Origin of the sequence: Geodermatophilus ruber (genome assembly GCF_900114385.1) — a bacterium.
Taxonomy (GTDB): domain Bacteria; phylum Actinomycetota; class Actinomycetes; order Mycobacteriales; family Geodermatophilaceae; genus Geodermatophilus; species Geodermatophilus ruber.
On sequence record NZ_FOSW01000007.1, the window covers coordinates 102,854 to 121,249 of the forward strand.

The 18,396-nt window shown below is 76.4% G+C and carries 17 protein-coding genes; 3 read left to right on the forward strand and 14 right to left on the reverse strand.

Annotated elements, in window-relative coordinates; translation table 11 throughout:
- Positions 1–40: 40 nt before the first annotated feature.
- From BMZ50_RS12805 to rpe, 4 genes are read right to left on the reverse strand one after another with little or no spacing between them, the layout of a single operon-like run.
- The gene (locus BMZ50_RS12805; RefSeq protein ID WP_245753617.1) at positions 41–1,393 is read right to left on the reverse strand and encodes a bifunctional 3,4-dihydroxy-2-butanone-4-phosphate synthase/GTP cyclohydrolase II; all 1,353 of its coding nucleotides are present in this window, start codon (positions 1,391–1,393) and stop codon (positions 41–43) included.
- Complete coding sequence (locus tag BMZ50_RS12810) at positions 1,390–1,998, reverse strand: riboflavin synthase (protein WP_091325024.1); 609 nt, start codon at positions 1,996–1,998, stop codon at positions 1,390–1,392. The genes BMZ50_RS12805 and BMZ50_RS12810 overlap by 4 nt, the downstream gene beginning before the upstream one ends.
- A gap of 1 nt (position 1,999) precedes the next feature.
- The gene (gene ribD / locus BMZ50_RS12815) at positions 2,000–3,115 is read right to left on the reverse strand and encodes a bifunctional diaminohydroxyphosphoribosylaminopyrimidine deaminase/5-amino-6-(5-phosphoribosylamino)uracil reductase RibD (protein WP_245753618.1); all 1,116 of its coding nucleotides are present in this window, start codon (positions 3,113–3,115) and stop codon (positions 2,000–2,002) included.
- Positions 3,112–3,783, reverse strand: a complete 672-nt coding sequence (gene rpe / locus BMZ50_RS12820; RefSeq protein ID WP_218146229.1) for a ribulose-phosphate 3-epimerase — start codon at positions 3,781–3,783, stop codon at positions 3,112–3,114. The genes ribD and rpe overlap by 4 nt, the downstream gene beginning before the upstream one ends.
- Before the next feature lie 337 nt (positions 3,784–4,120).
- Here rpe and BMZ50_RS12825 point away from each other — a divergent pair, with 337 nt between their 5' ends.
- A complete protein-coding gene (locus BMZ50_RS12825; protein WP_177212768.1) occupies positions 4,121–5,521 on the forward strand; it encodes a sensor histidine kinase in 1,401 nt (466 codons plus the stop codon).
- Positions 5,518–6,165, forward strand: coding sequence for a response regulator (locus tag BMZ50_RS12830; RefSeq protein WP_091325108.1), 648 nt, complete (start codon positions 5,518–5,520; stop codon positions 6,163–6,165). Before BMZ50_RS12825 ends, BMZ50_RS12830 begins: the two co-directional genes overlap by 4 nt.
- Positions 6,166–6,193: 28 nt before the next feature.
- Here the strand turns inward: BMZ50_RS12830 and BMZ50_RS12835 are convergent, their stop codons facing one another.
- From BMZ50_RS12835 to def, 3 genes are read right to left on the reverse strand one after another with little or no spacing between them, the layout of a single operon-like run.
- Positions 6,194–7,597 (reverse strand): RsmB/NOP family class I SAM-dependent RNA methyltransferase, encoded by a 1,404-nt coding sequence (locus BMZ50_RS12835; protein ID WP_091325111.1) that lies wholly within the window; start codon positions 7,595–7,597, stop codon positions 6,194–6,196.
- Entirely contained in the window at positions 7,594–8,571 is a 978-nt protein-coding gene (gene fmt, locus BMZ50_RS12840) for a methionyl-tRNA formyltransferase (RefSeq protein WP_245753619.1), read from the reverse strand. The genes BMZ50_RS12835 and fmt overlap by 4 nt, the downstream gene beginning before the upstream one ends.
- Positions 8,520–9,053, reverse strand: coding sequence for a peptide deformylase (gene def, locus BMZ50_RS12845; protein WP_091325113.1), 534 nt, complete (start codon positions 9,051–9,053; stop codon positions 8,520–8,522). Before def ends, fmt begins: the two co-directional genes overlap by 52 nt.
- Before the next feature lie 224 nt (positions 9,054–9,277).
- Here def and BMZ50_RS12850 point away from each other — a divergent pair, with 224 nt between their 5' ends.
- On the forward strand, positions 9,278–9,775 hold the full coding sequence (locus BMZ50_RS12850; RefSeq protein WP_245753620.1) for a LuxR C-terminal-related transcriptional regulator: 498 nt from the start codon (positions 9,278–9,280) through the stop codon (positions 9,773–9,775).
- 1,001 nt (positions 9,776–10,776) lie between these two features.
- Here the strand turns inward: BMZ50_RS12850 and BMZ50_RS12860 are convergent.
- From BMZ50_RS12860 to pyrF, 7 genes are all read right to left on the reverse strand, one after another.
- Positions 10,777–12,795 (reverse strand): primosomal protein N', encoded by a 2,019-nt coding sequence (locus BMZ50_RS12860; RefSeq protein WP_281245438.1) that lies wholly within the window; start codon positions 12,793–12,795, stop codon positions 10,777–10,779.
- 287 nt (positions 12,796–13,082) lie between these two features.
- Complete coding sequence (gene metK / locus BMZ50_RS12865) at positions 13,083–14,279, reverse strand: methionine adenosyltransferase (protein WP_091325119.1); 1,197 nt, start codon at positions 14,277–14,279, stop codon at positions 13,083–13,085.
- Positions 14,280–14,409: 130 nt separating this feature from the next.
- Positions 14,410–15,621: a bifunctional phosphopantothenoylcysteine decarboxylase/phosphopantothenate--cysteine ligase CoaBC gene (coaBC, locus tag BMZ50_RS12870; protein ID WP_091325122.1), complete on the reverse strand. Its 1,212-nt coding sequence runs from the start codon at positions 15,619–15,621 to the stop codon at positions 14,410–14,412.
- A gap of 151 nt (positions 15,622–15,772) precedes the next feature.
- A complete protein-coding gene (gene rpoZ, locus BMZ50_RS12875) occupies positions 15,773–16,036 on the reverse strand; it encodes a DNA-directed RNA polymerase subunit omega (protein ID WP_089305624.1) in 264 nt (87 codons plus the stop codon).
- A 58-nt stretch (positions 16,037–16,094) separates the two neighbouring features.
- The gene (gene gmk / locus BMZ50_RS12880) at positions 16,095–16,706 is read right to left on the reverse strand and encodes a guanylate kinase (RefSeq protein ID WP_091325124.1); all 612 of its coding nucleotides are present in this window, start codon (positions 16,704–16,706) and stop codon (positions 16,095–16,097) included.
- Positions 16,707–16,743: 37 nt separating this feature from the next.
- Positions 16,744–17,094: an integration host factor, actinobacterial type gene (mihF, locus tag BMZ50_RS12885; RefSeq protein WP_091325126.1), complete on the reverse strand. Its 351-nt coding sequence runs from the start codon at positions 17,092–17,094 to the stop codon at positions 16,744–16,746.
- A 375-nt stretch (positions 17,095–17,469) separates the two neighbouring features.
- The gene (pyrF, locus tag BMZ50_RS12890) at positions 17,470–18,348 is read right to left on the reverse strand and encodes an orotidine-5'-phosphate decarboxylase (protein WP_218146230.1); all 879 of its coding nucleotides are present in this window, start codon (positions 18,346–18,348) and stop codon (positions 17,470–17,472) included.
- Between the last annotated feature and the right edge of the window lie 48 nt (positions 18,349–18,396).

Sequence of the window (18,396 nt, forward strand, 5' to 3'; positions counted from 1 at the left end):
GGCCCCGCTGCTCCGTCCCTGCGTGAACTCGCCCGCTCGTTCACGAGCGCTGCTCGCTGCCGCCGAGTCGGACCTCCGGAGGCACCTCGCCCGGGACGACCGGCCACGAGGGCACCGGCGCGGGCAGGTCGGCCGGCCCGGCAGCGTCCTCCAGCATGGCCGACGGCTCGATGATGTCCAGCAGGTGTCCCATCCGGTCCCGCTTGGTGCGCAGGTAGGCGAGGTTCTCCGCGGTGACGTGGCTGGGCAGCGGGACCCGGCCGGTGATCTTCAGGCCGTATCCCTCCAGCCCGGCGCGCTTGGCCGGGTTGTTGGTCAGCAGCCGCATGGTGTGCACGCCCAGGTCGACCAGGATCTGCGCCCCGGTCCCGTAGTCACGGGCGTCGGCCGGCAGCCCGAGGTCGAGGTTGGCGTCGAGGGTGTCGACACCGCTGTCCTGCAGCTGGTAGGCCTGCAGCTTGTGCAGCAGGCCGATCCCGCGGCCCTCGTGGCCCCGGATGTAGAGCACGATCCCCCGTCCCTCCTGGGCCACCGTGGCCAGCGCGGCCTGCAGCTGCGGGCCGCAGTCGCAACGCAGCGAGCCGAAGACGTCGCCGGTGAGGCACTCGGAGTGCACCCGCACCAGCACGTCCACGCCGTCGCCGATGTCGCCGTAGACGAAGGCGACGTGCTCCCGCTCGTCGTAGGAGCTGCGGTAGCCGACGGCGGTGAAGACGCCCGGGGACAGCGGCACGGTCGCCTCGGCGACCCGCTCGACCAGCTTGTCGAAGCGCTTGCGGTAGGCGATCAGGTCGGCGATCGAGACCAGGCACAGGTCGTGCTCGTCGGCGAACGCCCGCAGCTCCTCACCGCGGGCCATGCCGGTGGGGTCCTTCTCGCTGACCAGCTCGCACAGGGTGCCCGAGGGCCGCAGGCCCGCCAGCACGGCGAGGTCGACGGCGGCCTCGGTGTGCCCGGGACGGCGCAGCACGCCGCCGTCCCTTGCCCGCAGCGGCACGATGTGGCCGGGCCGGGCGAGGTCCGCCGACGACGTCTCGGCGTCGGCCAGCAGCCGGATCGTGTGCGCCCGGTCGGCGGCGGAGATGCCGGTGGTGACGCCCTCGCGGGCGTCCACGGTGACGGTGTAGGCGGTGCCCCGCCGGTCCTGGTTCACCCGGTACATGGGGGGCAGGTCCAGCCGGTCGGCGTCCTCCTCGGTCACGGCCACGCAGATGTAGCCCGAGGTGTAGCGGACCATGAACGCCACGAGCTCGGGCGTGACCAGCTCGGAGGCGAAGATGAGGTCGCCCTCGTTCTCGCGGTCCTCGTCGTCGATCACGACGACCGGGCGCCCGCGCTTGATGGCGGCGATCGCGTCCTCGATCGAGTCCAGCTGCGTTCCCGGATCCGTCACCGGCGTGCTCCCAACAGGCGTTCCACGTACTTGGCGATCACGTCGACCTCCAGGTTGACCGGGCTCCCCGGAGGAACCGCGCCGAGCGTGGTCTCGCGCAGGGTGGTGGGGATGAGGCTGATCTCGAACCACGGCTCCGGCGCGTCCGGCGCGCTCACCGCGCTGACGGTGAGCGAGACACCGTCGACCGCGACCGAGCCCTTCTCGACGACGTAGCGGGCCAGGTCGGGGGGCAGCGCGATCCGCACGACCTCCCAGTGCTCGCTGGGCGTGCGGGTCAGGACCGCGCCGACGCCGTCGACGTGGCCCTGCACGAGGTGCCCGCCCAGGCGGGTGTGCGGCGTCACCGCGCGCTCGAGGTTGACCGGGTCCCCCTCGGCCAGGGCGCCCAGGCTGCTGCGGCGCAGCGTCTCGGCCATGACGTCGGTGGACCAGGTGTCGCCCTCGACCGAGGTGACGGTGAGGCAGACGCCGTTGACGGCGATGGAGTCGCCCAGCGCCACGCCTTCGAGCGCTCGGCGTGCCCGGATCCGCAGCCGCGCGGCATCGCCCTGGTCCTCGCGGACGGTCAGGCTGCCGATTTCCTCGACGATCCCGGTGAACACCTCAACCCCTCCCGTCCGCCGGCCGACCCGCACCAGTGTGCCGGGTCGGCCTCAGGCGGACCTGCACGTCCCCGCCCAGGCGGGTCACGTCGACGACGTCCAGGGTCAGCGCGTCGTCGATGGCGGAAATTCCCAGGTCACCGACGAGGGGGGCGCCGGCGCCGAGCAGCTTGGGTGCCAGGTGCACGACCACCTCGTCCACCAGGCCGTCGCGGAGGAAGGCGGCGGCCAGCGTGGGACCGCCCTCGAGGAGCACCCGGCGCACGTCCCGGGTGAACAGCTCGGCCAGCAGCTCCCGCGGGCTGGGGGCGGCGCTGACGTGGGTGGGCGCGGCGCCGTCGAGCACCCGGGCGGTGCCGGGCAGCCGGCCGCGGCGGTCCATCACCACCCGCAGCGGCTGCCGGGCCGCATCGGCGCCGTCGGCGTCCCGGACGGTGAGCTGGGGGTCGTCGGCCAGCGCGGTGCCGGTGCCGACGACGACGGCGTCGCAGGTGGCCCGCAGCCGGTGCACCGCGGCACGCGCCTCGGGCCCGGTGATCCAGCGGCTGCTGCCGTCAGCGGCGGCGACGCGACCGTCGAGGGTGCCGGCGACCTTCCAGACGACGAACGGCCGGTGCCGGCGGATGCCGGTCAGCCACGCGGCCAGGGCGCCGTCGGCGGCCTCGGCCTCCTCGACGCCGAGGAGCACCTCGACACCGCCGTCGCGCAGCCGCTGCGCTCCGCCGCCGGCCAGCTCGGTCGGCTCGGGCACGGCGACCACCACCCGCGCGATGCCGGCCGCCAGGAGCGCGTCGGCGCACGGTCCGGTGCGGCCGGTGTGCGCGCACGGCTCGAGGGTGACGACGACGGTGCCGCCGCGGGCCCGTTCGCCGGCCCGGGCCAGCGCCACCACCTCGGCGTGGGGGCCGCCGGGCGGCGTGGTGGCGCCCTCCCCGACCGGGACGCCTGCCGCATCCAGCACGACCGCGCCGACCGGGGGGTTGGGGTGGGTGGTGCCGAGCACGGCGGCGCCGAGCTCCCGGGCGCGGGCCATGGCGCTGGACTCGTGCGCGGGGGTGGCCGCGCTGGACTCGTGCGCGGGGGTGACTGCGGGCCGCTCGCTCGCGGTGTTGCTCACCCCTGCATCGCCGCGGCGGCCCGCTTCCGCAGGGCGGCGATCGCCTCGGCAGGGTCGGCCGCGCCGTAGACGGCAGACCCGGCGACGAAGACGTCGGCACCGGCCTCGGCGGCCTGCTCGATGGTGTCTGCGTTGATCCCGCCGTCCACCTCGACGAACAGCTGCAGGTGCCCGGTGCCGACCAGCTCGCGGGCCCGGCGGACCTTGGGCAGCACCTCGGTGATGAACTCCTGCCCGCCGAAGCCCGGCTCGACGGTCATCACCAGCAGGGTGTCGAAGTCGCGCAGCACCTCCACGTACGGCTCGAGCGGCGTGCCCGGCTTGAGCGCCAGCCCGGCCAGCGCCCCGGCGGCGCGGATGTCGCGGGCGACGGCGCGGGGGTCGGTGCAGGCCTCGGCGTGCACGGTGACGTTGCGCGCGCCGGCCTCGGCGTAGCCCGGCGCCCAGCGCTCGGGGGCGTCGATCATGAGGTGGCAGTCGAGCGGCACGGGGCTGACCGCCTGGACGGCCTGCATCACCGGCAGACCGAAGGTGAGGTTGGGGACGAAGTGGGCGTCCATGACGTCGAAGTGCAGCCAGTCGGCGTCCGCGACCCGCTGGGACTCGTCGGCCAGCCGGGCGAAGTCCGCCGAGAGCAAGCTGGGCGCGATCATGGGGATGCGGGACACGTCTTCCGAGTCTAGATGACCTATTCCACGGGTCACTGGTCGTAGCGAGCAGCGCTCGCCGGACGGGTGGGCCGGTGTGGTCGTTGTGCCAGGTCGCGGCGGTCAGGTCATCGGTTCCCGGCCGGGAGGGGTCATAGGACGAAAGTGCAATGGAGTGCCCCCCGCGTCCGGCGGCATCCTCGTGCGGCAACCGGCGGGCGGCCTTCCGCAACCCCCCGATGCGGCACGCCGCCCGCCGGTGCCTCTGCAGGTGCGCGCCGCGCGGCGCGGAGCGCGCCCGAGCGGGCCGCGCCCGGGGAGGTCCCCGGCCGGCACCACCCCACCTAGTCTCTGAATGGTGAAGCGGATCACAGTGAACCGGTCCGCCGGCCGGCCCGATCGCGTGTCGGTCGCCGCGTCCGTCGCTCGCTTCACCGCGGCCGGGGTGGTGGTGACGCTGCTGCTCGCCGCCGTCATCGCCACGCTGGCCAGCCGGGCCGGCATGGAGGAGGGGACGCGGTCGGCCGAGCACGTGGCCCGCGTCGTCGCCTACGGCATCGTGGCCCCGTTGCTGACCCCCGAACTGCTCGACGGGGACGAGCAGCAGCGGACGCACCTGCGCATGGCGGTCGAGGCCGTCGCCGCCACCGGTCCCATCACACGGGTGAACGTCTGGGACGCCGAGGGAAGGATCCTCTGGTCCGACGAACCACGGCTCGAGGGCGAGGTCCACCCGCTGGACCCCGGGGTCCGCGCCGCCCTGACCGAGGGCGCGGTGTTCTCGGCCGTGGCCGACGCGTCCTCCCCCGACAACCGCTTCGCGCCGCCGGGGGAGGAGCAGCTCGAGGCCTACGTGGGGGTCCGCGACCGCGCCGGCCGCCCGCTGCTGGTGGAGATCGACCAGGGCTACGAGACGGTGGAGGCTCCGGCGTACTCGGCCTGGATGCGGTTCGCGCCACCCGCGCTCGGCGGCCTGCTGCTGCTGCAGCTGTTCCAGGTGCCCTTCGCCTGGCGGCTGGCCCTCCGGCTCCGGCGCCACCAGGAGATCGAGCGACGCCTGCTGCAGTCGGTCGTCGACGCCTCGGAGGCCGAGCGCCGGCGCATCGCCGCCGAGGTGCACGACGGCGTGGTGCAGGACCTGACCGGCCTGACCTACGACCTCGACGCGGCCCGCCTCGGCGCGCAGGGCAGCGACGACACGGCCCTGGTCACCCGCACCGCCGACCGGGTGCGGCACAGCGTCACCGAGCTGCGCTCGCTGCTGGTGGACCTCAACCCGCCGAGGCTGCCGAGCGCCGGCCTGGCCCCCGCACTGAAGGTGCTCGCCGAGGGCCTGGAGCGCTCCGGCGTCCGGGTCCGGCTGGACGTGCAGGACGCCGACGACCTGCCCGAGCCGGTCGCGACGCAGCTGTACCGGTGCGCCCTGGAGGCGCTGCGCAACGTCACGGCGCACAGCTCGGCCTCCCGGGTGCAGGTCACCGTGTCCCGGGCCGACGACGACGCCACCGTCGTCGTCGACGACGACGGCCGGGGCTTCGACGAGGTCAGCCTCGCGGCCAGCGACGCCAACGGGCACCTGGGGCTGCGGGCGCTGGGCGACCGGCTGCAGGCCATCGGCGGATCCCTGACGGTGGCCAGCGCGCCGGGACTCGGCACCCGGGTCGAGGCGATCGTCCCGCTGGGGCTGCCGTCCGCCTCATCCCCCGAGCCGCTGTCCTCCGCCGATGCGGTGCCCGGGCGCACCGGGGCCGCGCCGTGATCCGGGTCCTCGTGGTCGACGACCACGCCGTGGTCCGCACGGGGCTGATGCACCTGCTGGCCACGGCCGGTGACATGGAGTGCGTCGGGCAGGCTGCCGAGGGCGAGGCCGTGCCGGAGCTGGTCGCGCGGCTGCGCCCCGACGTCGTGCTCCTCGACCTCTCGATGCCAGGCGCGGACGGGGTGACGGTGATCCGGGATCTGCGGGCGGCGGCCTTACCGGCCCGGATCCTGGTGCTGACCTCGTTCAGCGACGCCGGGTTGGTCCTCGACGCCGTCCACGCCGGCGCCGACGGGTACCTGCTCAAGCAGAGCGAGGGCGAGCAGATCCTCGACGGCGTGCGCACCGTCGCCGCCGGGGGTGCCCCGGTCGACCCCGCCGTCGCCCGGTCGCTGCTGCGCACGGTCCGGGAGCGGGGCGGGCCGACGGTGGCGCTGACCGAGCGGGAGACCGAGGTGCTCGAGCTGATCCGGCTCGGCTACCCGAACAAGACGATCGCGCGCCGCCTGCAGATCAGCGAGCGCACGGTGAAGGCGCACGTCACGCACATCCTCCAGCGCATCGGCGTCCCCGACCGGACGCAGGCCGCGCTGTGGGCCGAGCGCAACCTGCACCCGCCGGGCAGCCGGGAGGCCCCGTCGTGACCCGGGGCCCCACGCCCCAGGGCCGGGGTCAGCGGGTCCGGCGGAGCAGGGCCAGGAACATCGCGTCGGTGCCGTGCCGGTGCGGCCACAGCTGCCCGTACCGGCCCCGGCTGAGGTCGGGGACCTCTGGGAACAGGGGCGCCACGGGCAGCACCTCGACGTCGTCGCGCGCAGCGGCCGCGTCGACCACCGCCACCGTCTCGGCCGTGTGCGGCGAGCAGGTGACGTAGGCGACGAGCCCGCCCGGGCGTACCGAGGCGAGGGCGCGCTCCAGCAGCGCCGCCTGCAGCTCGGCCAGCGGGGGGACGTCGTCCCCGGTGCGCCGCCAGCGCACCTCGGGCCGTCGGCGCAGGGCCCCGAGGCCGGTGCAGGGCGCGTCCAGCAGCACCCGGTCGAAAGACCCCGGTGCCCACGGCGGCTGCCGCCCATCGGCCACCAGCACCTCGACGTCCTCCTCGCCGCGCAGCGACCTCCGCACCAGCTCGGCGCGGTGCGGGGCGCGGTCGGCGGCGGTCAGCCGCACGCCCGGCGGACGGACGGCGGCCAGCAGCCCGGACTTCCCGCCGGGGCCGGCGCACATGTCCAGCCATGCGGCGTCCGGCCCGTCGAGGGGCGCGCGGGCCAGCAGCAGTGCGGCCAGCTGGCTGCCCTCGTCCTGCACGGCTGCCGCACCGGAACGCACGGCCGGCACCAGTCCCGGGTCGCCCCCTCCCAGGCGGACCGCGTACGGCGACCACGGCCCGGGCCGGCCGCCGGACTGCTCGACCAGCTCCGCGCGCGGCACCCGGCGGGCGACCAGGTGCACCTCGGGTGCCGCGTCGTCGGCCTGCAGCGCGGCCTCCAGCTCCGCCTCACCGTCGGGGGTCTCGTCTCCGAGGGCCTCGCGCCACGCCTGCACGATCCAGCGCGGGTGGTCGGTGGCCAGCGCCAGCCGGTCGTCGCCCTCGCCGTCCAGGGTCTCCAGCCAGCGGGCGCGGTCCCCGCCCGCGGCGACCCGGCGCAGCACCGCGTTGACCAGACCCGACGCACCGGCGCCGACGATCGCCCGGGTGAGGTCGACGGTGGTGGCCACCGCCGCGTGCGCCGGCACCCGGAGGTCGAGCAGCTGGTAGGTGCCCAGCCGCAGGAGGTCGAGCACCCGGGGGTCCAGGTCGGCCAGCGGCCGGTCGACCAGGCCGGTGAGGACCGCGTCGAGGGTGCCCCGGGCCCGCAGCGTGCCGTAGGTCAGCTGGGTGGCGAAGGCCGCGTCCCGCTGCTCGAGGTCCCGCTCGCCCAGCAGCTGGGGCAGGAGCAGGTTGGCGTATGCCGCGCGGGAGGTGACCGCGTCGAGGACGTCGTAGGCGGTCAGCCGCGCGCCGTCGAGCACCGGCCGGCGCGGGGCCGGGCGGCGGTCGCGGCGTCCGGATCGGGACGCGCCGGAGGGGCGGCTCATCCCCCGACCCGTTCGCCGGGGCTCGGGCGGGCGCCGCGGGCCCAGTCGGCCGCCGGCAGCATCCGCTTGCCGGCCGGCTGCACCTCGCCGAGCCGGACCGCGCCGCCACCGGTGCCCACCAGGACCCCGGTCGGGCCCACCGACAGCTCTCCCGGTTCCAGCCCGAGGGATGACGGGAGCGGCTCGACCGGCCCCAGCCGCAGCCGGTCCCCGCGCCAGGTGGTCCAGGCGCCCGGCGCGGGGGTCACGCCCCGGACCCGGCGGTCGACGACGTGCCCGGGCAGCGTCCAGTCGACGCGGGCGTCGGCCGGCTCGAGCCGGGGTGCCAGGCTGACCCCCTCGGCAGGCTGCGGCTCGGGCACCACCGTGCCGGACTCGATGCCGTCGAGGGTGGCCACCAGCAGCCGGGCGCCGCTGAGGGCCAGCCGGGCCAGCAGGTCGCCGGCGGTGTCCCGGGGGGCGATCGGCTCGGTGACCACGCCGTAGACCGGCCCGGTGTCCAGGCCCGCCTCCAGCTGGAAGGTCGACGCGCCGGTCAGTTCGTCGCCGGCCATCACCGCGTGCTGCACCGGCGCGGCCCCCCGCCAGGCCGGCAGCAGCGAGAAGTGCAGGTTCACCCAGCCGTGCCGGGGCAGGTCCAGCGCCGCCTGCGGCACCAGCGCGCCGTAGGCGACCACCGGCGCGCAGTCGACGGCGAGGTCGGCCAGCCGCTCGAGGAACTCCGGGTCGCGGGGCGAGCGCGGCTGCAGCACCGGCAGGCCCGCGGCATCGGCCCGCTCGGCGACCGGCGAGCGGCTGAGCCCGCGGCCGCGGCCGGAGCGGGCGTCGGGGCGGGTGAGGACCCCGACGACGTCGTGCCCGGAGGCGAGCAGCAGATCCAGCGAGGGGACGGCGACGTCGGGCGTCCCGGCGAAGAGGAGTCTCAGTGGGGGCTCACCTTCACCGTCGGGACCCAGGCCCCGGCACCGGACCACTCGGCCTCGGCGATCTCCGCCAGCGCGGCCGCCCGCGCCTGCGCGTCCAGCCGGTCGATGAACAGCACGCCGTCGAGGTGGTCGACCTCGTGCTGCACTGCCCGGGCCAGCACGTGCGAGCCCTCCACCCGGACCGGCTCGCCGTGCATGTCCCGGCCGGTCGCGGCCACGTGCAGGTGCCGGCGGCAGTCGTAGGCGTACCCGGGGATCGACAGGCAGCCCTCCGGTCCCTCCTCGGTCTCCTCCCCCACCGGGGTCACCTCCGGGTTGACCAGGTGCCCCAGCTCGCCGTCGACGCACCAGGTGAACACCCGGAGGCCCACCCCCAGCTGCGGGGCGGCCAGGCCGGCGCCGCCGGCGGCCACCATGGTGTCGGTCAGGTCGGCGACGAGCCGGTGCAGCTCCCGGTCGAAGTCGACGACGGGCGCGGCGGGCGTGCGCAGCACCGGGTCGCCGTAGAGCCGGATGGGGGTCACGCTCACCGGTCGATCGTAGGTGCCCCGGCGACGGCGCCGTCCCGCCGGAGCTGGTCCGGTGGGACGGCGCTCCCGATGGCTCAGTAGTCAGTCGTCGTCCCAGCCGGCGGTGGAGTCTCCATACACACGTCGCTGTACACCCAAGGTCCCGGGCACGACGCGCCGCCGGTGCGGCGCCGCCCGCACCGCGACGGACCCATTCGAGCCGGAACCGACCTATTCTCACGAAAGTGATCCGCAGCACGGGGCGACGGCGCCGGCCGGTGTCCGTGGACACCGACCGGGCGCACTCCCCCGACCCGCCGGCCGACCTCGGGCGCCCGGCGGCGGGGCTGCTCACGTCCGGCCCGGTGGCCGGGCCGTCGGTCCGGGACGCGGCCGGGCGGGTGCCGTGGTCGGACCGGTCCGAGGCCATCCTCGAGGGCGTCCGGATCGTCAGCACGGGGGGAGGACCCATCGACCCGCACGTGACACCTTCGGTGCTGGCGGCCCTGCGCGACCGGGGGCGGGGCGAGCAGCTCAGCGACCGCGAGCGGGAGGTCCTGGAATTGCTGCGCCAGGGGCACTCGAACAAGGTGATCGCCCGTCGGCTGCGCATCACCGAGGGAACCGTGAAGACGCACGCGAACCACATCCTGCACCGGGTCGGAGCCCTCGACCGGACCCAGGCGGGCCTGTGGGCGGAGCGCCACCTCCGGCCCGGCCGTCCGCAGGAGGGCAGACGCTGATGAGCACTGCCGCGCACGGCAACCGCCGAGAGCCCGGCCCCCCGGTCCCCGCTGACGGCCGGGACCGCCCCGTGGTGTTCCTGCGGGCCGCTCCGGCCCGCCCGCCGCGGCGCAGGTGGTGGGCCCTGGCGCGGGTGACGGCGGGCAGCCTCGTCGTCACCGGCGCCTTCCTCCTCGTCGTGCTCGTCGGGACGTGGGTCGGGCTGTCGCTGGTGGGTCGGCCCCCGGCCGACCACGCCCGCACCGTCGCCGAGCCGTTCCCGGGTGCCAACGACCTGCTGGGGCCCGGGAGCCGCGAGCCGCCGGCCGGGACCCGCGGACCGGATCCGCCCGCCGGCCCCGGCACGCTCGACCAGCCGACCCTGCAGTCCCGTCCGCCGGACGCCGGGCCACCGGAGGAGGGCGCACCCCTCGCCCGGCTGAGCGGCGAGTTGCCCGCTCCGTCCCCGCCGTCGGAGCCCGCTCCGGCCCGGGCCCCCACCCCGGCCGCGGGCCCTCCGCCTGCCCCGGAGGAGACCGCCGCCGCGCGGCAGCCCCCCGCCGCCCCGTCGGCGGCCGGCGCGCCTGCCGCGCCGCTGACCGCCCCCACTCCGGAGGCCCCAGCACCCCCCGCACCCCCGGCGGCGCAGCATGTGGCGCCGGCCCCAGCACCCGCTCCGGCTCCGGCCCCCGCACCGGCTCCGGCCCCCGCACCGGTACCCGCCCCCGCACCGGTACCCGCCCCCGCACCGGCACCGGCACCGGTCCCCGCCCCCGCACCGGCACCGGCACCCGAGCCGCCACCGGCCGGCCGCCCGGCGTCCGGACCCGGCCAGCACGAACCGGGAGACGGCCGGGCGCAGGCAGGCCGAGGGCACGGGGAGTGCCACACGGCCGCGGCCCCCGGCACCGGACCGGGCCGGACGCCCGCGGCGCGCGACGACGCGGCGCAGCCCGCCCCCGACCAGCAGCACCGGCCGGCCACGCCCGGGCCCCGCTGACCCCGCCCCGGGGTCACCGGCTCACACCAGGTCGAGCGGGTCCAGCTGCACGCGGACGTGCTCGGGCACCTTCTTCGCGCTGCGCACGCCCTGCACCTCGGCCAGCGCCGCGGCCAGGGCCACCCCCTCACCGCGGGGCACCCGCACCAGGTAGCGCTCCCGCTCGCCCTCCTGGCCGGGGCGCGGCGGCTCCGGCACCGGGCCCAGCAGGTCGGCGTCGGCCGGCAGCCGGGCGGCCTCCAGGAACTCCGCCAGCGCCTGCGGCGACCCCGAGAGGGCGGCGATGCGGGTGGCCGGCGGGAAGCCGAGGGCCCGCCGGTCGGCGAGCTCCCGCCCGGCCAGCCAGCCCGGGTCCCAGCGCACCAGCGCCTGGACGACGGCGTGCGCGGCGTCCGCGGCCACGACGACCTGCCCACCGGCCGTGGCGGGGCGGACCAGCGCGGCGGCGTTCAGCCAGCGGCGCAGCGTCTCCTCCCCCGCCCGCAGGTCGGCGCGCCCGAGCAGAGCCCAGGAGTCCAGCAGCAGCGCCGCCCCGTACCCGCCCTCGGCGACCGGCTCGGCTCCCGGTGTGGCGACGACGAGCGCGGGGCCCCCGGGCACCGTGGGCAGCACCCCGGATCCGCGGCCGGACACCCGGACCGCGGCGCCCGGGAAAGCCCGGCCCAGCTCCTCGGCGGTGCGCGTGGCCCCGACGACGGAGGCCCGCAGCTTCGTCCCGTGGCAGTGCGGGCAGTCGAAGGTCGCCGCGGGGCGCGCGCACCACCGGCAGGCCGGTACCCGCGACCCCCCGGGCCCGGGCGTGGGCGAGATGCCCAGCGGCCCGGAGCACACGGCGCAGCGCGCCGGCGCCCGGCAGCGGTCGCAGGCCAGGCCCGGTGCGTACCCGGCCCGGGGCACCTGGACCAGCACCGGCGCGCCGTCGGCCAGCGCCTGGCGGGCCACCCGGTGCGCCAGGCTGGGCAGCCGGGCGGTGCGGGCGGCCGGGTCGCGGGCCAGCTCCGCGTCGGCGCCGAGGGCCTGCACACGGGGGGCCGCGGCGCGCAGGGCGATCCGCTCGGCGGCCAGCTCGTGCGCCCAGCCGCTCTCCACCAGCAGCTGGGCCTCCGCGGTGCGCGCGGTGGCGGCCACGACGGCCGCGCAGGAGGCCAGGTGCGCCCGGTGGAGCAGCACGTCGCGGGCGTGGGCGTAGGGGGCGCGCGGCTCGGCGTGCAGGTCGTCGCCGTCGTCCCAGACGGCGACCAGCCCGAGGTCGGCGACCGGCGCGTACACCGCGGCCCGGGTGCCGAGAACCACCCGCGCGCTGCCCCGCACGACGTCCAGGAAGCGGCGGTAGCGGGCGTCGGGAGCGGCGTCGGCCCGGAGGACGACGAAGGAGCCCGGGGGCAACCGCTGCTCGGCGGCGGCGGCCAGCCGGTCCAGGTCCTTGCCGTCGGGCGCGACGACCAGCGCGCCACGGCCGCCGGAGAGCGCGGCCTGGCAGAGCTCGACGAGCCGGGCCGGCCAGTCCTCGCCGGGCAGCGCGGTCCACACCGCCCGCGCGGGGCGGCCCTCGCCGACGGCGGTGAGCAGCGCCGGCCCGGTCGGGTAGCGGGCGAACCCGGCCGGATCGGGGGCGGGCGGCAGCGGCGGCGGCTCGGGAACGGGCCGCTTCTCGGCCGCGGCCCGGCGGGGTGGGACGGCCAGCCGCAGCACGTCGGTGACCGTGCCGCCCCAGCGGTCGGCCACCGAGCGGGCCAACACGCTGACCTCCGGGCTCAGCACCGGCTCGGCCGACACCAGCTTGGCCAGCGGGGCCAGCTTCCCGCCGTGCTCGGTGGTGTCGGCCAGCTCGAGCACGAAACCGTCCACCAGCTGGCCGGCGAACCGCACCCGCACCCGGCAGCCGGCCCGGATCTCGGCAGCCATCGCCTCCGGGACGGCGTAGTCGAACGGCCGGTCCAGGTGGGCCAGCGGCACGTCGACGACGACCCGGGCGACCCGCGGCGTGCGGGCAGCCGGTTCGGTGCCGTCAGCGGCGGACCGGGGCGGGGCCGAGGTCAGCGGGATCTCCGTTCGGCGGATGCTGCGGGGTCGCCGCCAGTGTCGCCGCCGGGTACGACGGCGCCGCGGAGCTGCGCGGCCCCGTCCCGAGGCTCACCCCGAGCCTGTGGCGGGGTGAGGACGGCGGCCCCGCTGCAGGGACCCGCCGCCAGGGTGCGAGTGGCGAGGAGGACGGCGGCCCCGCTGCAGGGACCCGCCGCGAGCGTGCGAGTGGCGAGGAGGACGGCGGCCCCGCTGCAGGGACCCGCCGCGAGCGTGCGAGTGGCGGGGGGCAGCGGGGTCCTTTCTCAGACCCCGGTGGCCGAGCGCAGCGCGTCGACGCGGTCGAGCCGCTCCCAGGGCAGGTCGACGTCGGTGCGCCCGAAGTGGCCGTAGGCGGCTGTCTGCGCATAGATCGGGCGCAGCAGGTCCAGATCCCGCACGATCGCGCCCGGGCGCAGATCGAAGACCGAGCCAATCGCCTTCTCCAGCACGTCGTCCGGGAGGGACCCGGTGCCGAAGGTCTCCACGAACAACCCGACCGGGTGCGCGGCGCCGATCGCGTAGGCCACCTGCACCTCGCAGCGGCGGGCCAGGCCCGCGGCGACGACGTTCTTGGCCACCCAGCGCATGGCGTAGGCGCCGGACCGGTCCACCTTCGACGGGTCCTTGCCGGAGAAGGCGCCGCCGCCGTGGCGGGCCATGCCGCCGTAGGTGTCGACGATGATCTTGCGGCCGGTGAGCCCGGCGTCGCCCATCGGGCCGCCGATGACGAACTTGCCGGTCGGGTTGACCAGCAGCCGGTAGCCCTCGGTGGGCAGGCCGAGCGCGGCGAGCTCGGGCTCGACCACGAGCTCCTGCACGTCCGGGGTGAGCAGCTGCTCGATGGAGATGTCCTCGGCGTGCTGGGAGGAGACGACCACGGTGTCGACGCCGACCGGCCGGTCGTCCTCGTAGACGACGGTGACCTGGGTCTTGCCGTCGGGACGGAGGTAGGGCACCGAGCCGTCCTTGCGGACCGCGGACAACCGGCGGGACAGCCGGTGCGCCAGCGCGATCGGCAGCGGCATCAGCTCGGGGGTCTCGTCGGTCGCGTACCCGAACATCAGCCCCTGGTCGCCGGCGCCCTGCCGCTCGATCTCGTCCTCGGTGGTACCGGAGGTGCGCGCCTCGTAGGCGGTGTCCACACCCTGGGCGATGTCCGGCGACTGCGAGCCGATCGAGACGCTCACGCCGCAGGAGGCGCCGTCGAAGCCCTTCCGCGAGGAGTCGTAGCCGATGCCGAGGATGGTGCGGCGGACGATGTCGGCGATGTCGACGTAGCCGGCGGTCGTCACCTCGCCGGCGATGTGCACCTGGCCGGTGGTGATCAGCGTCTCGACCGCGACCCGGCTGCGCGGGTCCTGCGCGAGCATCGCGTCGAGGATCGAGTCGCTGATCTGGTCGGCGATCTTGTCCGGGTGGCCCTCGGTCACCGACTCGGACGTGAAGAGGCGGCGTGGCACTCGGTACTCCCTGGCTCGGTGACGTGTGGATGGGGCGGCGCTGGTCCCGTACGGCGGCAGCCGTGCGTCGGTTGCACGTTACCGGCGCGGGGCCGCGGCGGGTCGAACGCGCCCGTCGCGGTCGCGCGGCTCAGGACAGCCGCGGGGCCACGGCCGACCAGATGCCGGCAGCGACGGCGTCCTTGCTGCCCTGGAGCTCCTCGCCCGCCGTGCCGTCGGCGGCCAGCACCACCGCGGCGTTGTCGGGCCGGCCGAAGACCCCTCCGCCGGAGACGTCGTTGACCACGAGCAGGTCACAGCCCTTGCGGGCGAGCTTGGCCCGCGCGTGCGTGAGCACGTCGCCCGCGTCGTCCCCGGTCTCGGCGGCGAACCCGACGACGAGCTGCCCGGCCGGCCGCTTGGTCACCAGCTCGGCGAGGACGTCGGGGTTGCGCACCAGCGGCACCGCGCTCGGCTCGGCGGCGCCGCCCTTCTTCAGCTTGGTGGCGGCGACGGTCTCCGGCCGGAAGTCGGCGACCGCGGCGGCCATGACGACGACGTCGGCGTCGGCGGACTCGGCGAGCATCGCCGCGCGCAGCTCCTCGGCGGTCCCGGCCGGGACGACGCGGACGCCGAACGGTGCGGGCAGGTCGACGTTGGCCGCGACCAGGACCACCTCGGCGCCGCGGGCGGCGGCGACCCGGGCCAGCGCCCAGCCCTGCCGGCCCGACGAGCGGTTGCCCAGGTAGCGGACCGGGTCCAACGGCTCGCGGGTGCCTCCGGCGCTGATGACGACGCGGCGGCCCACCAGGTCCTGGGTCAGCGCCCCGGCGCCGGCCGTCAGGACGACGGAGGCCAGCGCGGCGATGTCGGCCGGCTCGGGCAGCCGGCCGGGACCGGAGTCGGGGCCGGTCAGCCGGCCGACGGCGGGCGGCAGCACGATCGCACCTCGGCGGCGCAGGGTGGCGACGTTGTCCCGGGTCGCGGGGTGCAGCCACATCTCGGTGTGCATGGCCGGGGCGAAGACGACCGGGCAGTGCGCGGTGAGCAGGGTGGCGGTGAGCAGGTCGTCGGCGCGGCCGGCGGCGGCGCGGGCGAGCAGGTCGGCCGTGGCCGGGGCGACGACGACCAGGTCGGCGGTCTGCCCGATGCGGACGTGGGCCACCTCGTCGACGTCGGCCCAGACGTCGGTGGTGACCGGGTTGCCCGACAGCGCCTCGAAGGTGGCCGCGCCGACGAAGCGCAGCGCCGCCGGCGTCGGGACGACCCGCACGTCGTGTCCGGCCTCGGTGAACGCCCGCAGCAGCAACGCGGCCTTGTAGGCGGCGACGCCCCCGCCCACGCCGAGCACGATCCGGCTCATGCAGTCATCCTCCCCACACGAGAACGCACCCGGCAGCCACTGCCGGGTGCGTTCTCATCACTTCTGGGTGCCCCTGGTGAGGTACTGGAGCGGCCACCCTGCAGGGACCCGCCGCGAGCCTGCGAGTGGCGGGGGGCAGGGTGGTCCTTTCTCAGTTGTCGCCGGCGGTGTGGGTGAGCAGGCCCTCGTTGATCTCGCGCAGCGCGATGGAGAGCGGCTTCTCCTGCGGGGCGGTGTCGACCAGGGGGCCGACGTACTCCAGCAGGCCCTCGGAGAGCTGGCTGTAGTAGGCGTTGATCTGACGCGCGCGCTTGGCGGCGAAGATCACCAGGCCGTACTTGCTGCTGGTGCGCTCGAGCAGTTCGTCGATCGGCGGGTTGGTGATGCCCTCGGGGGCGGGTGCGACTCCGGACACGGCGGGGCTTGCTCCTCGATCGTTGGGCGGGAGTGGCGGGCGGCGGGACCAGGCCCCGTCACTCGGAGGCGCCACCGCTCCGGAGGGATCCGGACGACGGCGCAGTCAACAAGCCTACCAACTCGTCTGCGGCCCGGACGACGTCGTCGTTGACCACGACCACGTCGAACTCCCCGGCGGCGTCCAGCTCGGCCTGCGCGATGGCCAGCCGGCGCTCCTGCACCGCCGCCGGCTCCGACCCGCGACCGGCCAGCCGGCTGACCAGCTCCCCCCACGAGGGCGGGGCCAGGAAGACCAGCTGGGCGTCGGTGTCGCGGGCCCGGACCTGGCGCGCCCCCTGCAGCTCGATCTCCAGCAGGGCCGGCGCCCCGGCGGCGAGGCGTTCGCGTACCGGGGCGGCCGGCGTGCCGTAGCGGTTGCCGGCGTACTCGGCCCACTCGAGCAGGCCGTCATCGGCGATCAGGCGGTCGAACTCGGCATCGGAGACGAAGTGGTAGTGCACGCCGTCCACCTCCCCGGGGCGGGGCGGGCGGGTGGTGGCCGACACCGACACCCACACCTCGGGGTGCCGGCGCCGGACCTCGGCCACGACCGTTCCCTTACCGACCCCGGACGGGCCGGAGAGCACGGTCAGACGTACCGGGGGGTGCTGGGGGGCGGCACTCGCCACGCGTCGTCCTCGGCCTCCGGGTGCCTCGTGGAGCGGGTCAGCCCTGGGCGGAGACCTGCTCGGCGGCCGCCTGCTCGCCGCCGAACTCGGACTCCAGGGCTCTGCGCTGGTTGGCACCCAGACCACGCACCCGGCGGGTCGGGGAGATCTCGAGCCGCTCCATGATCTTCGCAGCCCGCGCCTTGCCCACTCCGGGCAGGGACTCGAGGACCGCGGAGACGCGCATCTTTCCGATCACCTCGTCGGTGTCACCCTGCCGAAGGACGTCGCTGACCGTGGCGCCCTTGCTCTTGAGCCGCTCGCGCAGCTCGGCTCGGGCCTTGCGGGCGGCTGCGGCCTTCTCCAGAGCGGCGGCGCGCTGTTCGGGGGAAAGCTCAGGAAGGGGCATGGTGCGACCCAATCATCTTGGCGCTGGCCAACTGTCGGACCAGGCGGGCTCGGTGCGGTGTCGGGGTCAGGGGCTCGCTGCTGAGCCTGGCGATCAACCTAGTTCCCGGCATATGCGCAGGTCACGCTCCTCTGCGCCGCCAGATTCCCGTACTCGGCACCCCAGCGCTCACCCTGTGTGGCACTTTCCGGTGACCATCGGTCATCTCCCCAGGTCAGGAGCGAAACCGTCCGGTATCGACCGCGGCGAGATTTCCGGACGGATTCGTCCGACACACCGCGCGCGACACGCCGGGCGCGGTGTCGGAACCGCTGGTGAGCGCGCCGTCCGGCGTGTCCTCCGCCCCTTCGCGGTCCGGCATGCCCCCCGCCCGTCTCATCCGGCCAGCTCGTCGGCCCACCGTCGGGCCGCCGCCCGCAGCCCGGCGGGATCGGGGCCGGCGGCCAGGACGTCCCGGGAAACCGTCGGCACCACGGCCGTTCCGGACCCGAACAGCCGGCGCAGATCGGCGGCCGACCCGCCCTGGGCGCCCAGCCCCGGCGCGAGCACCGGGCCGCCGAGCCCCTCGAGGTCGATGTCGAGGTCGCGCAGCGTGGCGCCGACGACCACGCCGAAGGAGCCCGTGGTCGGCCCGAACCGGCTCGCCTGGTCCCGGACTGCGGCGACGTCCGGCAGCGGGTCGCCGATGACCCAGCCGGGGGTGTTCCAGCCGCGGACGGTGTCCACGACCACCTGCGCGACGCTCCGCTCGCCCACCGACGCGTGCTGGAACGTGCCGGCGTCCGGGTTGGAGGTGCGGGCCAGCACGAACAGCCCCCCGCCGCACATCCGGGCGGTGTCGACGGCCGGCTGCAGGGACCCCGGGCCCAGGTAGGGGCTCACGGTCATCGCGTCGACGGCGAGCGGGTGGTCGGGGCGCAGGTAGTCGGCGTAGGCGTCCATGGTCGACCCGATGTCCCCGCGCTTGGCGTCGAGCAGCACCAGCGCGCCGGCCGCCCGGGCCCGCGCGACGGCGTCCTCCAGGACCGCCAGGCCCCGCGAGCCGTGCCGCTCGTAGAAGGCCAGCTGCGGCTTGAGAACGGCGACGGTGCCGGCCAGGGCGTCGACGACGGTGGCGGTGAACCGGGCCAGCCCCTCGGGCCCGTCGGGCAGGCCCCACTTCTCCAGCAGCGGCGCGTGCGGGTCGATGCCCACGCACAGCGGGCCGCGGGCGGCGACGGCGTCGGCGAGGCGCCGACCGAAAGGGGCGGTCACGTCTCCTCCTCGCTGGCGCTCGTCGTCACCGCGCCCGACGGTGCTGCG

Excerpts from the sequence above, each read along its gene's own strand:
- coaBC (WP_091325122.1), bottom strand. The coding sequence starts at position 15,621 with ATGAGCCGGATCGTGCTCGGCGTGGGCGGGGGCGTCGCCGCCTACAAG.
- mihF (WP_091325126.1), bottom strand. The coding sequence starts at position 17,094 with ATGCCCCTTCCTGAGCTTTCCCCCGAACAGCGCGCCGCCGCTCTGGAG.
- BMZ50_RS12835 (WP_091325111.1), bottom strand. The coding sequence starts at position 7,597 with ATGAGCCGCCCCTCCGGCGCGTCCCGATCCGGACGCCGCGACCGCCGC.